The 14,884-nt window shown below is 50.1% G+C and carries 18 protein-coding genes and 1 tRNA gene; 8 read left to right on the top strand and 11 right to left on the bottom strand.

The features are described from left to right. Positions 1-3 precede the first annotated feature (3 nt). The 3 genes from AACR41_RS13565 to AACR41_RS13555 all read right to left on the bottom strand — a co-directional run bounded on the left by AACR41_RS13565 (position 4) and on the right by AACR41_RS13555 (position 2,819). The gene (locus tag AACR41_RS13565) at positions 4-468 is read right to left on the bottom strand and encodes a single-stranded DNA-binding protein (protein WP_030006266.1); all 465 of its coding nucleotides are present in this window, start codon (positions 466-468) and stop codon (positions 4-6) included. Positions 469-535: 67 nt separating this feature from the next. Beyond that, positions 536-1,069, bottom strand: a complete 534-nt coding sequence (locus AACR41_RS13560; RefSeq protein ID WP_030006265.1) for a hypothetical protein — start codon at positions 1,067-1,069, stop codon at positions 536-538. 163 nt (positions 1,070-1,232) lie between these two features. Beyond that, complete coding sequence (locus AACR41_RS13555) at positions 1,233-2,819, bottom strand: hypothetical protein (protein ID WP_030006264.1); 1,587 nt, start codon at positions 2,817-2,819, stop codon at positions 1,233-1,235. 191 nt (positions 2,820-3,010) lie between these two features. Here AACR41_RS13555 and ispF point away from each other — a divergent pair, with 191 nt between their 5' ends. Genes ispF through AACR41_RS13540 form a run of 3 tightly spaced genes read left to right on the top strand, consistent with a single transcriptional unit; the run spans position 3,011 to position 3,912 of the window. After that, positions 3,011-3,490, top strand: coding sequence for a 2-C-methyl-D-erythritol 2,4-cyclodiphosphate synthase (gene ispF, locus AACR41_RS13550; RefSeq protein WP_030006263.1), 480 nt, complete (start codon positions 3,011-3,013; stop codon positions 3,488-3,490). Positions 3,491-3,500: 10 nt separating this feature from the next. Beyond that, positions 3,501-3,686: a type II toxin-antitoxin system HicA family toxin gene (locus AACR41_RS13545; RefSeq protein WP_072007974.1), complete on the top strand. Its 186-nt coding sequence runs from the start codon at positions 3,501-3,503 to the stop codon at positions 3,684-3,686. A 10-nt stretch (positions 3,687-3,696) separates the two neighbouring features. Then, a complete protein-coding gene (locus AACR41_RS13540; protein ID WP_223209862.1) occupies positions 3,697-3,912 on the top strand; it encodes a type II toxin-antitoxin system HicB family antitoxin in 216 nt (71 codons plus the stop codon). Between the two features lie 77 nt (positions 3,913-3,989). Here the strand turns inward: AACR41_RS13540 and AACR41_RS13535 are convergent, their stop codons facing one another. The 3 genes from AACR41_RS13535 to AACR41_RS13525 all read right to left on the bottom strand — a co-directional run bounded on the left by AACR41_RS13535 (position 3,990) and on the right by AACR41_RS13525 (position 7,329). Further along, a complete protein-coding gene (locus tag AACR41_RS13535; protein ID WP_030006262.1) occupies positions 3,990-4,589 on the bottom strand; it encodes a cytochrome c oxidase subunit 3 in 600 nt (199 codons plus the stop codon). A gap of 13 nt (positions 4,590-4,602) precedes the next feature. Beyond that, positions 4,603-6,249, bottom strand: a complete 1,647-nt coding sequence (gene ctaD / locus AACR41_RS13530) for a cytochrome c oxidase subunit I (RefSeq protein ID WP_012306785.1) — start codon at positions 6,247-6,249, stop codon at positions 4,603-4,605. A gap of 84 nt (positions 6,250-6,333) precedes the next feature. Continuing rightward, positions 6,334-7,329, bottom strand: coding sequence for a cytochrome c oxidase subunit II (locus AACR41_RS13525; RefSeq protein ID WP_030006261.1), 996 nt, complete (start codon positions 7,327-7,329; stop codon positions 6,334-6,336). 386 nt (positions 7,330-7,715) lie between these two features. On the opposite strand from AACR41_RS13525, the gene AACR41_RS13520 reads away from it, so the two are divergent. The 3 genes from AACR41_RS13520 to AACR41_RS13510 are packed head-to-tail and all read left to right on the top strand — an operon-like array spanning position 7,716 to position 11,088. Next, positions 7,716-8,630, top strand: a complete 915-nt coding sequence (locus tag AACR41_RS13520) for a COX15/CtaA family protein (RefSeq protein WP_030006260.1) — start codon at positions 7,716-7,718, stop codon at positions 8,628-8,630. Positions 8,631-8,684: 54 nt separating this feature from the next. After that, the gene (locus tag AACR41_RS13515; RefSeq protein ID WP_030006259.1) at positions 8,685-9,638 is read left to right on the top strand and encodes a heme o synthase; all 954 of its coding nucleotides are present in this window, start codon (positions 8,685-8,687) and stop codon (positions 9,636-9,638) included. Between the two features lie 4 nt (positions 9,639-9,642). Beyond that, complete coding sequence (locus AACR41_RS13510; protein ID WP_030006258.1) at positions 9,643-11,088, top strand: aminotransferase class I/II-fold pyridoxal phosphate-dependent enzyme; 1,446 nt, start codon at positions 9,643-9,645, stop codon at positions 11,086-11,088. Between the two features lies 1 nt (position 11,089). Here the strand turns inward: AACR41_RS13510 and AACR41_RS13505 are convergent, their stop codons facing one another. Next, positions 11,090-11,908: a Cof-type HAD-IIB family hydrolase gene (locus AACR41_RS13505; RefSeq protein ID WP_030006257.1), complete on the bottom strand. Its 819-nt coding sequence runs from the start codon at positions 11,906-11,908 to the stop codon at positions 11,090-11,092. A 147-nt stretch (positions 11,909-12,055) separates the two neighbouring features. Here AACR41_RS13505 and AACR41_RS13500 point away from each other — a divergent pair, with 147 nt between their 5' ends. After that, positions 12,056-12,280 carry a hypothetical protein gene (locus tag AACR41_RS13500; RefSeq protein WP_030006256.1) on the top strand — a complete coding sequence of 75 codons (225 nt, stop codon included), beginning with the start codon at positions 12,056-12,058 and terminating at the stop codon, positions 12,278-12,280. 237 nt (positions 12,281-12,517) lie between these two features. On the opposite strand, the gene AACR41_RS13495 is transcribed toward AACR41_RS13500, so the two are convergent. Then, positions 12,518-12,590, bottom strand: a tRNA-His gene (locus AACR41_RS13495). A gap of 54 nt (positions 12,591-12,644) precedes the next feature. Here AACR41_RS13495 and AACR41_RS13490 point away from each other — a divergent pair. After that, complete coding sequence (locus AACR41_RS13490) at positions 12,645-13,049, top strand: DUF4359 domain-containing protein (protein WP_030006255.1); 405 nt, start codon at positions 12,645-12,647, stop codon at positions 13,047-13,049. Here AACR41_RS13490 and AACR41_RS13485 read toward each other — a convergent pair. From AACR41_RS13485 to AACR41_RS13475, 3 genes are all read right to left on the bottom strand, one after another. Beyond that, on the bottom strand, positions 13,046-13,765 hold the full coding sequence (locus AACR41_RS13485; protein WP_030006254.1) for an LOG family protein: 720 nt from the start codon (positions 13,763-13,765) through the stop codon (positions 13,046-13,048). The genes AACR41_RS13490 and AACR41_RS13485 overlap by 4 nt on opposite strands. 80 nt (positions 13,766-13,845) lie before the next feature. Continuing rightward, complete coding sequence (locus AACR41_RS13480) at positions 13,846-14,511, bottom strand: histidine phosphatase family protein (RefSeq protein WP_030006253.1); 666 nt, start codon at positions 14,509-14,511, stop codon at positions 13,846-13,848. 2 nt (positions 14,512-14,513) lie between these two features. After that, the gene (locus tag AACR41_RS13475; RefSeq protein ID WP_012306775.1) at positions 14,514-14,861 is read right to left on the bottom strand and encodes a HepT-like ribonuclease domain-containing protein; all 348 of its coding nucleotides are present in this window, start codon (positions 14,859-14,861) and stop codon (positions 14,514-14,516) included. Between the last annotated feature and the right edge of the window lie 23 nt (positions 14,862-14,884).

Raw genomic sequence — 14,884 nt, 5'->3', positions numbered from 1 at the left:
GGTCTAAAACGGGATGTCATCGAGGTTCGGTTCCGGTTCACTGGGAGCCGGGGCAGGACTAGGAGCGGGAGCCATGGGGTTAATGGGCACCACATTACTGGGGGTGACGGGTGAAGTCGAAGCAGAAGGGGCCATGGTCGTTCCAGGAGAGGTGGGGCCTAGACCAGCACCAATAGCTTGGATTTGCGAAATCACTAACTCTGCCTTCTTTTCCTTAAAGCCTTCGGGTCGTTCTATGGTGTTCATCGTCAGTCGTCCCGTCAAGATCACTTGATCACCGTCGTGGTAATTTTGCTGGATGTCTTGGCTGAGGTTATCGCCCCACCCCACGGCCTTGAGCCGACAGGCGGGGTCTCCCTCCCGGAGCGCCGGAAATTCGATGGTGATCTGAGCCAGGGGGGTATTGTCGGGGGTATAGCGCAGTTCTGGTTCCCCTAGGATGCGCGCCATTAATACACAACTATTCATATCGTCTCGGTTGGCGATCGCCTAACATACGGTTCAATTGTACTTTTTTAAAGCCACGGGTTGCCGTTTAGAAGCGGAGACCTAACCCTCCTTGGAGCGCAACGGCCTTTTCATTTTTACCTTCATAGGCATCAAAGGCAAACACCGCATTGGTAAAGAGCACCGTGTTGCCGTTGGGTAGTGCATAATCAAGTCCCGGTTGAATCACCAAGGTGTTTCGATCGCCGACGGGGGAAGGGTTGCTCCCGGTTGCGAAGGAATAGCCGGCGCCCACATAGGCATCGAGTTGCCAGGTTAGGGGCACATCATAGGAAATGGTCGGCACAATGGCGGTACTACCAGAACCGATAAAGGCTTGGGTCCGGAGGGAAATAGGTAATTTCAGAAACTTATAACGGGCCGCCAAAACAGCACTGAGTTGTTGACCTTCACCGTTCCAGTCGGAGGAAACGCCAACGCTCGCCCCAGCACCCACATAGCTACCATAGGCAGCCTGGGCCTGGGCTGTGGATTGGTAAATCGCGCCAGTGAGTCCTGTTAGTAAAGTCGTGGCGATCGCCAGGTGACTTAAATGCTGTCGGCCGATGCAAGCAAGGCTCATGTTTATACTCCTCAAAACCAGGGGACGGAAATTGTCCAGAATTGCTGCTATTTTAAGGTAAATTTTAGCTTTCTACCACAGAGTTTCGGGGGCGCAAAGGACTTATTAAGGGCCGTTACTAGGTTGAGTAAATATTATTTGTCCAAATGATTTCGTCCAAAATTTAGGCTAGAGATTCAACGTTTTCTAAAACAACAATGCCCGGTTGAACCAATTCCCAAAGATTGTCTTGATCTGTGGTGGCAATGCGAGCAGGTTTGAGTAATTTAATTGTCTGTAAATCTGGCTTTTGGTTACCGTAGCAGATAAAAGTTTGCTGGAAAAAAGCATAATTATCGGGGGTGATTTTAAGCTGGGCGCGGGGCACAAGGTAATACTGATTTTGCACTTCGATAGCCCAATAGTCCCCTTGGTCATCGGTTTGGAATAATAACCCGCTCAGGAAATTTTCAGTTTCTCCGTCAGTTTCGGGGTCTTGGGTCACAGGCGGTTGGACAGCCAAGGCGATCGCCTCTGGGGCTAGGCCCATGGCATCGGCGTTATAGGTTTCCACTAGGGCATCGTAGACATTGAGAAATTGCACCGGAAAATCAGCGTCTGTGTCTGCATCAATTTCTGTTTCCACAGGATTCGGCTCTAGGTAATCGAGCGTTTGTGAAGCTGGATTGAATGCCTCTAGGTCGCCTGGGATATTCGTGGCCAGGGGCTGTGAATGCGGTGTTTCGTTGAGGGAAATAGTGGGGGGTTGGGTTGTTACTGGCGACGGGGCGATCGCCGCAAAATTTTCCTTGGGCGAAAGATCGTAGGTGTTTTGGAGTCGCTTGATAAGCTTTGCTTCTAGCCGATCGAGATCAAAGGAATCCGGTTCCGCATCCGGGAAATAGCGATTGACAGGCGAAGCTGCTGGGGTCGGTTTCCGTAGATAAAACAGGGCAAGGGTCGCGGTGCCTAACAGAAGGAGCAGCCCCAGGAGAAAATTGGTGGTACGCAGGCGTTGTCGCAGGCGCTGATTATCCCGCTGGAGGGTTTGGATCATTGCCGAAAAAGTCGTGCCATCATCCACAACGGTATTTTCCAGACTTAGGCTCGTGTAGAGATAATCAATCGAGGTGGCCAGATCCGGGGCGATCGCCCCTTGGGTTGCGGTTTCATTCAGGGTTTTAAGGGTTTCGCTGAGGTCACTTAACTGTTGTGCAAGATATTCTTCAAGCTCCGTTTGGGTGACGCTACCGTAGAAACCATAGTCCGCTTCACTGAGGTTGCGCCGTTCAAAAAAGTCTAAAAATTCCTGGAGCCGCCGGATCGTTTCCGGATTAAAGCCATCTGCAAAGGGTTCAATCAGGTTGGCGAGATTATTGAGCTGCTGATCAAGGTTGGCGATCGCCGTTGTTAAAGCTTCCCGTTGGGCTGGGTTTTGAATCGTTGCCAGTTGCCCTTCCAGCAACCGGATCTGTTCTTGGAGTTGTTGCAGGCCAGCCCGATCATTCCGAAAAATTTCTGCATCAAAGGCCGCTGTCCCAGTGTTGAGCGCCGCCAAATTGTCAGGGAACTCTTCTAGGTCAGGCCGGAGACCAACAAAACCCTGGTTCAATAACCACAACTCCGCAAAGAATGAACGCTCTTGGGTAGTAGAGGTGGCTTCTTGGGCAAAAGTTGGAGGTATTAAGACAGGTGAGAGCAGTGCCGATCCGCCTGTGCCCAGCAGTAAACTCCCCAGGATTAAACTGTGCCAGCCTTGCCTCATTGCCATACTCTTTTCCCGCGATAGGATTCTTGAACCCAAAAAATTGTGCTCAGAATGTGTGAACTTACTTAAGGTGATTCTAAGGCAGCTTTCCCCCAGAAATTAGCTTAGCCCCAGAAATTCATCGTCGTCACACCCAGAAAATAAAAAGAGATATGCTACCCTAACCAGTGACTTTATGCCCGCCCCTGACTCCTATGAAAATCCGCATTGGTAACGGTTACGATGTCCACCGTCTCGTGCCTGGTCGTCCCCTCATTTTGGGAGGCATTCAGCTAGAACACCACCTCGGCTTAGATGGCCATAGCGACGCAGATGTTTTGACCCATGCGATTATGGATGCGATGTTGGGTGCCCTCAGTTTGGGGGATATTGGCCATTATTTTCCGCCTACGGATCCCCAGTGGAAAGGGGCTGACAGCATTGAATTGCTCAAGCAGGTACATCGACTTATCCAAGAACGGGGCTGGCAAATTGGCAATATTGACTCGGTGATTGTCGCTGAACGCCCGAAACTGAAACCGCACATCCAAGCCATGACTCAATGTCTTGCTGAAGCCCTGGGAGTTGATCCGGATCAGGTGGGTGTTAAGGCCACAACCAATGAAAAACTAGATGCCATGGGTGAGGAAAAGGGAATTTGTGTCCATGCTGTCGCCCTGTTAGTGCAAGTATGAGTCATGGATAATGAAAGTTAAAGAAATTATCAAACTCATAGAACAAGATGGTTGGATTCTCACTAGAACTCGCGGAAGTCACCGTCAGTACAGGCATCCAACTAAACTAGGATTAGTAACAGTTGCAGGAAAATTCAGTGACGAACTAGCTCCTGGAACCCAAAATAGTATTCTCAAACAAGCTGGTTTAAAGTAACAAAGTAGAAATGATGCGCTATCTAATCGTCATCGAAAAAACCGATACGGGTTATTCAGCCTATTCTCCAGATTTATCTGGTTGTGTCGCAACAGGGGCAACAGAAGTTGAAGTGACGCAAAATATGCAAGAGGCGATCGCCTTTCACCTTGAAGGATTGCAATTAGAAGGCTTAGAAATTCCACAGCCTTCTGTTTCTTCTGCCTATGTTGAAATTGCAGCGTGAAAAATAAATGCAGCAACAAAAAAGAGGAGACATTATTGGCCTCCTCTTTTTAAGGATTGATTTAAGAAATGAAGCTATTACAGCAGATAGACAAGGCCGAACAGGATAATCCAGACCACATCCACAAAGTGCCAGTAGAGTTCCGCTGCTTCGACACCAAAATGGGCTTGGCCACTGTAATGACCGGCTTCGCGCGATCGCCACAGCACCGCCAAGGTAAATAATAGCCCCGCCGTCACGTGGAGACCGTGGAACCCAGTCAGCACATAGAAACAACTGCCAAATAGGTGCTCCGTGAGGCCAAATTCCATGTGGGCATATTCATAGACCTGGCCGCCGAGGAAGATCGCCCCCATCAGCGCCGTAATCCCGAACCATAGCTGCAAACCTTTAACATCGTCGTTTTTGATCGCGCTTTGGCCCTTGTGCATCACAAAGCTACTGCTGACCAGGATGATCGTATTCACCGTGGGCACGAGCAATTCTAATTCCTTTGTGAAACCAGGCATCGTCACCTTATAAATCAAAAAAGCGGCGAACAGCCCCAGGAAAATCATACTTTCTGCAACTAGAAACATCACGAGGCCAAACATCCGGTAGTCAGGATGACCATGGTGTTCCGTCGGGGGCGCTTGATAATCGCTGGCGATCGCCGTATTGGTGGTTGAACTTTGCATTTTTGCGACTCCTCTAACTCATTTCTGCCACTTCAGCGAGCATCTCTTCAATGGAATCCTCATCTCTGGGTTCCCCGTCAATGCCATACTCATAGGGGCCAGCCCACAGTACGGGCGGTTCATCAAAGTTTTCGATACTCGGCGGAGAGGTGGTTTGCCATTCCAGGGTGAGAGCACGCCACGGATTCCGTCCGGCTGCTTTCCCATTGACTAACCCCAAGACGATTGAGACCAAAAACGGCAACGTTGATAACGCCAAAATGTAAGACCCTAGGGTACAAACTTGGTTTAGGGGCTGGAACTGGGGATCATAAAGGGCAATGCGGCGGTTCATCCCCTGGAGACCCAGATAGTGCATCGGCAAAAAGGTCATGTTAAAGCCGATAAAGGTCATCGCAAAGTGAATTTTACCCCAGGTTTCGTTGTACATTTTGCCCGTCATTTTCGGGAACCAATGGTACACCGCCCCAAAGAGGGCAAAGACAGAGCCACCGAAGAGGACATAGTGGAAGTGACCCACGACGAAATAGGTGTCATGGACATGGATATCAAAGGGAGCTGCTGCCAACATCACCCCTGTTAAACCGCCAATCAGGAAGGACGAAAGAAAGCCAATGGCGAAGAGTAACGCGGAGTTGAGTTGTAATTTGCCACCCCAGAGGGTTGCACACCAGCTAAAGATCTTGATCCCCGTCGGTACGGCTACGAGCATCGTTGTTGCCATAAAGAACATCCGCAGCCAGCCAGGGGTGCCACTGGTAAACATGTGGTGCGCCCAGACGATTAAACCCAGAAAACTGATCGCCAGACCGGAATAGGCGATCGCCCGATAGCCGAAGATCGGCTTACGGGAGTGGACCGGTAAAATTTCCGAGATCACCCCAAAGAACGGCAGCACCATAATGTACACCGCAGGGTGGGAATAGAACCAAAATAAGTGCTGATAGACAATCGGATCACCGCCCCCCGTCGGGTTAAAAAAGGCTGTGCCCGCCATCAGGTCAAAGGACAGCAAAATCAAAGCCGCCGCCAAAACCGGAGTCGAAAGCAAAATTAACGCCGAAGTCGCCAGCATCGCCCAACAGAACAGCGGCATACTGTGGATGTCCATGTCCGGGGCGCGCATCTTAAAAATCGTGGTGACAAAATTAATCGCCCCCAAAATTGAAGCCGTCCCCAAAATCAGCAGACATAAAATCCAGAGTTCTTCGCCCCACTTCCCAGAGATCAAACTCAAGGGCGGATAGGACGTCCAACCCGCCTGGGGGGCGCCCACAAAGAAGCTCAGAATCAGGAGAATACCGCCGACGGGCTGCATCCAAAAGGCCACGGCATTTAACCGGGGGAAAGCCATATCATCCGCACCGATCATCAGCGGGATCAAGTAATTGGCAAAGGCGGCTCCGGCGGGCACAATCCATAAGAAGATCATGATCGTGCCGTGCATCGTAAACATTTGGTTATAGACTTCGGGAGAAACAAAGTCTGGGTCTGGGGTCGCAAGTTCTGTGCGGACAATCTCTGCTAATGCACCACCAATGAAGTAAAACAAGAAAGCCGTAACGAGATATTGAATCCCGATGACTTTGTGGTCAGTACAAAAGGTGAAGTAGTCCGTCCATTTGCGATCGCCCGCATGGTGTATTGTCGCGTCACTCATGGTTGATCGTTGATTAGTTATCGTGCGTTTACTAAAAAATTAGTTACAGGTTTAGTTGGTTTAATTGTTGGAAAAAGCCTGACCTTACTGGGCCATCGACATCATTCCCAAAGGATTATGGGGAATCTGCTCTAGGGTATTTTCAATAATCCCCATCTCCTCGGCGTAGGCCTGGAGAAATGCTGCATCGGTTAAGGCCGTAGAATCGACGGGTAGCGGTTGACCCTCGCCATCTTGCAGCGCCACTGTGCGCGACTGCACCCATTGGTCATAACCCTCTGCCGTTTCAACGGTCATCGTGGTTTTCATGCCGCCATGGTAAGAGCCGCACAATTCTGCGCAAATAACTGGGTAGGTGCCTTCTCGGTTGGCCACAAAGCTCAATTGTGAAACCTGACCGGGCATCACATCTTGTTTAATGCGAAATTCTGGGAGCCAGAAAGCATGGATCACGTCTGCTGCTTTCATGTTGAGTTGAATTGGACGATCCACAGGCACATGGAGATCCCCGGAGACAATCCCCGTATCGGGGTAAGTGAAAATCCAGGCATATTGTAGGCCATTCACGTCAACCACTAAAGGGTCTTCATCGTTGGCCGACATGGATTTACCAATGCCAATGGCAATTTTAGAATCTGGTTCCATTGCCACCATGTTGTCCATGGTATTGGGGTTGTGTTGATGATGGTGAGCCATGGCCATACCGCCCCCAGAGACCATCGGGTCGAGGCCGCCCATTTTGTTGTAGATTTCAAAGCTATAGATCGCCAAAATAAAGACGATGACGGTGGGGATCGCTGTCCAGACAATCTCTAGGGGAACATTGCCTTCGATCGCCGGGCCGTCAGTCAAATCCCCCTGCTTGCGGCGAAATCGAATCAGACAAATCACCAAAACCCCTTCAATCAAGATAAAAAGACCAGTGGCAATGGTCATCATCAGATTAAACAATTCATCGACATCATTGGCGTCGGCGGAGGCGGCAACGGGTAGTAAACCATGGTTTTGACCGTACCAGAGACTGATGAGGGTAATGGCAATTCCAGCGATCAAGGTCGTGATGCTATTGGGAATATTCACGGGAAATTTTGGAGCTTTTTTGGAATAACTGCTGGTTACCACGTTAAAACAAACTGTTTGGAAATGCCTTTGGTTTGTCATAATCTTCATGGTTGACTGATGACAAATCTTGATGATTTTGTATCAAGGTTATTTAAAACTCAATTATGTAATCTATCTAGCCAAAAACTTAAGATTATATTTAGATTTCCTCGGTTATTCGTTGCTTAAATGTAAAGAATTTGTACAGGATAGGTCGCTGAACAGCAGCGTCTAAATGGGTTCACTACAGTGTTAATTAATGAGATTTAGCTATTTTTCTTAGCCTAAAATCTAATTTGTGTAGCTATTTACATCTGTGGCAGTTCTGACTCCGTAGATTGTTAAGCGTTTTGTGAGGAGGCTTTATGGCTCATTCCATTTCATCTCCAAATTCTTTTTCACCAGCGAGTGATCAGGTGAAAACATGGGTTCGCCGTTTGGTTTGGAAAATGGCGATCGCCACCTTGTTGTTAATGGCGATTGGCAGTGCAACACGGGTGATGAATGCGGGACTGGCTTGTCCAGATTGGCCCCTGTGCTACGGGCAACTGGTGCCGACCCAACAGATGAATTTACAGGTTTTCTTGGAGTGGTTCCACCGTTTAGACGCGATGTTGATCGGTCTCTCGGCGATCGCCTTGGTGGGACTCACCCTCTGGTTCCGGACGGCACTACCCCGTTGGCTGCCATGGGCTGCGAGCTTTGCCCTGTTTTTGATTGTGTTTCAAGGGATCCTAGGAGGATTAACCGTCACCGAACTGCTACGCTTTGATATCGTCACAGCCCACCTAGGTACGGCCCTCTTCTTTTTTGTTACCCTGCTAACCATTGGGAGTTGTTTGAGTGACTATCGCGGCAACGGCACCGCCGGAAAATTACCTTGGTTTGGTTTGACGGCAGCCATTTTTATTTATCTCCAAAGCCTGTCCGGAGGTTTAGTCGCCTCCCAGTGGGCCTTGCACCAGTGCTTTTTCCAAGGAGATATGTGTGTGGTGATGGACAGTCACATCGTCGGTGTTGTCCCTGCTACTCTCGCAACGCTCGTCACTGTGATCATGGCTTGGCGGACGCCAGCGCTCCACCCTACTCTCCGCAGCCTGGCCAATGTCGCCATGTTACTGGTGTGCTTACAAATTTTGATTGGGGTGGCCACCTTTAAATTACATCTGCAAGTGGAACCCCTCACCGTGACCCACCAGGCCGTTGGGGCGAGCCTCCTTGGGACTTTGGCGATGTTTTCTGTTTTTGCGTTCCGCGATCGCCAGCCCCACACCAGTTAAGTCAAACCCTATCTCTCCATTCCTCTGCGTCTTTAATTAAATTCAGGTATTTTTATGCTCGGCACCAGCCTTTCTCCGCACCATGAAAACTTTTGGGCGGTTATCAAAAGCTATTACCAACTCACCAAACCCCGCATTATTCCTCTACTGCTGATTACCACCGCTGCTTCGATGTGGATTGCCTCCCATGGTCACATTGACCCGGTAAAGTTACTGATTACGTTGCTGGGGGGGACCCTCGCCGCCGCCTCTGCCCAAACCCTCAACTGCATCTATGACCAGGACATCGACTTTTCGATGCAGCGCACCCGTAAGCGGCCCATTCCTTCCGGTCGCGTTCAACCACGCCATGCCTTAATTTTTGCGCTGATTTTGGGGAGTTTGTCTTTTTCCCTGTTAACGGTATTTGTGAACCTGCTCAGCGCCTGTTTAGCGTTATCGGGCATTGTGTTTTATATGCTGGTTTATACCCACTGGCTGAAACGACACCACGTACAAAATATTGTGATCGGTGGGGCCGCAGGTTCGATTCCGCCCCTAGTCGGTTGGGCGGCGGTTACGGGTCAGTTGGATTGGTCCGCCTGGATTTTGTTTGCGCTGATTTTCCTCTGGACGCCGCCCCATTTCTGGGCCTTGGCCTTGATGATCAAAGAAGATTATGCAGAAGTTGAGGTGCCGATGCTGCCCGTGGTCAAGGGCGAAAAAATAACCGTCGATCAAATTTGGATTTATACATTAATCGTTGTGCCCTTTAGTTTGTTGCTGGTGTTCCCGTTCCACGCATCTGGGCTGTTTTATGCGATCGCCGCCTTAGTGCTGGGAGCCATTTTTATCCAAAAAGCCTGGGAATTGAAGCAAAATCCCTTTGATCAGCCCCTAGCAAAGTCAATGTTTAAATATTCGATTCTTTACATGATGTTGCTTTGTACGGCAATGGTGGTGGATAGTTTACCTGCGGTGCATGATGTCACTGCCCTGGTGACCACAACCTTAGCTTCCCTGACTTAAATTAATGATGCCCCTGTTTTCGCGCCTGCTCACCCTCGCCCACGATAACCATGCAGCCTTCTATGCCCCCGGTCACAAAGGTGGTCAGGGGATTTTTTCTGGGTTGGCACAGGCCTGGGGGAAGGAAATTTTTCGGGCAGATTTACCGGAACTCCCCGGTCTCGATAATTTATTTGCGCCAGAAGGGGTGATTTTAGAGGCTCAAACCCTAGCTGCTGAAATCTTTGGGGCTGATCAAACCTGGTTTTTGGTCAATGGTTCCACCTGTGGGATTATCGCCGCCATTTTAGCGACGGTGGGGGAAGGGGAAGAAATTCTCTTACCCCGCAATGTCCATCAATCGGCCATTTCCGGCTTGATTTTGTCTGGGGCGATGCCAGTTTTTGTGAATCCGCCCTACAATCCCCAATGGGATTTGAGTTATGGTTTAACGCCAGAATCTGTCGAGCAAGCCTTGCAAATTCATCCTGATATTAAAGCGGTTTTTGTTCTTTCTCCCACCTATCAAGGGGTTTGTCCAAATTTAAAGGCGATCGCCGCCATCACCCAGCGCCACAATATTCCCCTCATTGTTGACGAAGCCCACGGGAGCCACTTTAAATTTCATCCTAATTTCCCACCCACTGCCCTCGAACTCGGTGCTGATCTGGTAATCCAATCAACCCACAAAACCCTAGGGGCGATGACCCAAGCCTCGATGCTCCATCGACAAGGAGCCAGGGTTGATCCCCAGAAAATCAACCGCGCTTTACAACTCGTCGAATCCACCAGTCCCAGTTATTTACTCCTGGCTTCCCTGGATGCGGCCCGCGCTCAAATGGCAACACAGGGCGAAACCCTTTGGTCAGAAACACTCACTTTGGCGCAACAAGCACGGCAAGCCTTGACCTCGATTCCAGGCTTAAAAATTTTTGATCCCCAGCCTCAGGCAGGTATTGAATATTTTGATCCCACCCGCCTCACCGTTGATGTTTTTGGCTTGGGGTTGACGGGTTATGCCGCAGATGAAATCTTGACGGAAACTCTGGGGGTGATTGCAGAACTCCCCCTGGGGCGATCGCTCACTTTTATCCTCACCTTTGGCAATACAAACCAGGATATTCAGCGGTTAATCGATGCGTTTCAAACCCTCAGCGAAAACAATCAAGCACAACAACCTTTAAACAAGCCAAACATTTCAACCGATCAGCCTGAAACCTGCTATGGACTGCCACAACTCTCGCCGCGCCAAGCTTTTTTTGCCACCAGTAGAGCCGTTTCCCTTGAAGCCAGTCTCAATCAAATTTGCGCGGAGTTGATCTGTCCTTATCCCCCTGGGATTCCAGCGATCATGCCCGGTGAAAAAATTACGGCAGCCACCCTCGCCAGCTTGCGCCAGACGTTACAACTGGGGGGAGTGATTACCGGGGCCAATGATCCGAGTCTAAAAACGATTCGTGTGATTGATTAACTTAAAGCAAAAATTTGGCGATCGCCTTGGCGACTCCATCCTCTTCGACGGAGGTTGTCACGGCGTCCGCAACGGCTTTGAGGGCAGCAGGAGCATCCCCCATGGCTACGCCAAGCCCCGCATATTCGAGCATTTCCCGGTCGTTAAAATTGTCGCCAATGGCCATCACGTTAGCAGCCTGCCACCCCAGAATTTCTTCAGTGAGAAATTTCACCGCTTGGCCTTTCGTCGCCGTCGGTGAGGTAAATTCTACATACACAGCCGTGGACTGGGTACAGTAAATTTGCTGCTGGGTGTAGCGTTTTTGCACGAGGGGCAAGAGGGTTTTCGGTACCGTTTCTGTGTGGCAAACCGCAAGAATTTTTGTGGGAGCCTGGGCCACAATATCCCGCAAATCGGTGAGCAAATTTGCCTTGCAACCCGTTCTCTCTTGGTAGGCCGCAGTCCGCTCATTAAAGTCATCGACATATAACTCGTCGTTGTGATAGACGTGCAAATGGAGCTGCGATCGCCAAGCCTGGGTACTAAGAAAATCGAGGATATCAAGGGCAATGTCTGCTGGCACCGAAAGCTGCTGATGGGGAAGAGTTTGTAGCGGGTCTTGAATCCAAGCGCCGTTGTAGGCAATCAAAGGAACATCGGAGGCAATGGCTTCGTAAAATCGCTTGGCCGAACAAAACATACGCCCGGTGGCGATCGCCACTTTGATCCCTTTCCGTTGGGCCGCTTGGATCGCCTCTAAAACCTGGGGACTCACTTGGTTTATTTTCCCGGAAATCGTGCCGTCAATATCCAACACCAGTAGGCGAATGTCCTGCATTGTTTCGGTCAAAATGGTTGCCCCTAAAGCATAGAAGAGTTCCCCTATCCCAGCAACGACCCAAGCCCCAATGCCGGATTGCCACTTTGTATAATAAAAAACACAAGTACAAATTATTGCTGCATTCAAGTTTTAGAGAATTTCACCATGACCACCGAGCGGGAATTTGCCGAATGGCCCGAAAAAATTAGACGGGTTCGTGGCCAAGCGCCCCAACGCCAAACCCAGCGTTCAACCCAAGCGCCCCGTTGGTTGCCGATTCTGCTGTTCTTTTCGAGTTTGGCGATCGCCCTTTGGTTCAACCAACAACTCCAGCAACGTCCGGTACAGTCCGGTGGGGAATCGTCCGCAGTAAGACAATATCGGCTCTAGGGAATCAATTTTCTGGTCGTTTTCCCTGGATTTAATGTGGGTGCAAGCTGTTGCTAAGGTTTTTTACGCCAAGGCTCTCAACGAAGGTTTACTTTTTGCAAGCTTAAGTCACTATCTGAATGACCCTGTGCTTGGTCTACGAGAGGATAAAAATCCGGTACTGACTGAAAAAATATCCCCTGGGACAGGCTGTGAGGGAACCCTGACTTCGGTTATAAAATTGTTTAGATTTGAGAGGGCGAACGAGGGGACTCGAACCCCCGAATGGCGGAACCACAATCCGCTGCCTTAACCACTTGGCTACGCTCGCCATAATCACGATTAATAATCTTATCGAATTGATTTTATTTTGTCCAGGTTTTTTATGAAATTTTCTCAAATTAGCGGTGTGGTCAGCGGCTTCGGCGTTGTTGTCCTTGGGGCGATCGCCTACTTAACCAATCCTCCCCTGAGCCAATATCGCAATTATGCGGGCGAACAGATTGCCATCTATCTTAAGGATAATGTCTGCCAAAATTCGGGCGAGGATCTGCCCCTCGGTTTAGGCAATCTCCAAAGCGATTTGCTGCGCAACTACTGCAAAACCCTGGTGGACGCGAGCCAGGCCCAACTGGGCGAAATCGTCAGTCGGCAAACCAGCGTCAATAATTATTTTTTCTTTAGCATCTACCAAACGGATATCGTTTTGCCGGAGCCCTTTCCACGGTACTCCTTTGAGACGGTGGGGATTTTTCAGCAGTTCTACACCTACCGGGCAGAAAAAAGCTAGGGGGAGCATTGCGCCCAGGCCTGATGGGAGAGTTTCAAACGGGCGATCGCCTCATCCACCGACCCAACACACACAGGAATTTCAAAATCTACTGCATCGGCCATCTGGGGCACCATGGTTTGTTCGGCCCACTGGACTAATTCTGTCCACATGTCGCCCACCAAAATAAACGGCATATTATGAATTGAACGCACCTGGAGCAATTGCCAAATCATCAACGCTTCGAGGGTTGTCCCAATTCCCCCCGGCATCACCACAAACGCATCGGAAACCAAAACGAAATGGTGCAGGCGTGAGAAAAAAGTCTGGTGCTGAAACACCTCTTCGACAAAGGGGTTAACCTCCTGTTCAAACCCCAAATCCACGCGAATACCAATGGATTTTGTCCGGTCATGGGGATCTGCTAAAACACTGCCTTCGTTCGCTGCTTCCATCAAACCAGGGCCACCCCCCGTCACAATGTCACAGCCGAGGGTCGTCAACTCACTGGCTAAGCGGCGCACGTCTTGGTAGAGGGGCGAGTCACGGGTAATGCGGGCCGAACCAAAAATTGTCACGCGATAGCGATCGCGGCGGGGCGGCTGAATACTACTCAGGCCATTGACCACTTGCCAGAGGGATAACACGGCTTCTTGCACAATGTCATAGCTCATGGTCTGTTCGCTGAGGCTGACAGGAAAGCAAGGGGAAGATTGGCCGTTCGCTTCGTTTTTCATGGTGATTTTTGCCCGGTAATGGGAGCAATCTTACAATATTTCCGGGAATTTCCTCGATGGCGACTGGGCGGATTGATGGTTTAGGGGGCCACCTTGATGCCTGGGTCGGTCAGAAAATCGGTCTCATTTTGTCGTTGCCAGAGCCAGCGATCGCCAAGGTTAACCAATTGATTGAGGGCACATACATCGGGGCTAATGGTCTGGTTTGTTCCCAGTAGATAATTCAGACAAATGCCCAGGGGAATTTTGTGGCCGATGAAAAGCAAGTTGCCGGAATAGGATTTTAGTAATCGCTTGAGGGTCTGGATCGTCCGTCGCTGCACCTGGGCGGCATTTTCGGGGTAGTCGGGTAAATACTTTTCCTGGTAGCGCCAGTCGATATGGATAAAGTTTTGGCGTAAAAAAGCCTTGGGGTGGGTCAGCGGCGGGCGAGTCATCCAATGGGAATTTTGCCATTCCCCCAGGCCCGGCTCTAGCTTCAGAGGGAGGTTTAAACGTTGGGCGCAATAGTGACCCGTTTGGATCGTGCGCAGGAAAGGGGAGGTGAAAATGTGGTGAATCGTTTCTGGGGCGAGGCGATCGCCCAAATCCTGAGCTTGATGGTGGCCAGCGGGACAAAGGGGCGGATCGTAGGGATAGAGGGCCGTGGTAAACCAAGCCGGTTGCACAAAATCTAAGCGATTTCCGTGGCGCACAAACCACAACTGTCGGCCCCAGGCGCTATAGGAAACAGGCTTAAACAGCATCCCTAGACGTGGAGATTTTCCGGCAAGATCACTTCCAATGCCTCTGCCCAAACCGGGAGATCATTACGCACCAGATCCCAGACAAAGGCAATATTGACCGCCTCGTAATCTTCACTCATGGTTTTGGCGATCGCCTCTAGTTCAAACCAAGGCACTTGGGGGAGTTCTGGGTGCATCACCTTGGGAATATTTCGCGCCGCCAGACCCATAATTTCGATCCGCCGAATCACCGCATCCTGAACCACAATATTGCCGAGGAATTCCGTCCAACTCAGATCCGCTAAATAATTAATCGCGAGCCGCGCCGAAATGAGAATATCCAATAAAACTAATGTGTGCCGATCCGCCATGGAAAACCTCGAGATAAGCTCCG

The organism is Picosynechococcus sp. NKBG042902 (genome assembly GCF_963864045.1).
GTDB lineage: Bacteria > Cyanobacteriota > Cyanobacteriia > Cyanobacteriales > MRBY01 > MRBY01.
This window is presented reverse-complemented; position numbering and strand designations above follow the sequence as displayed.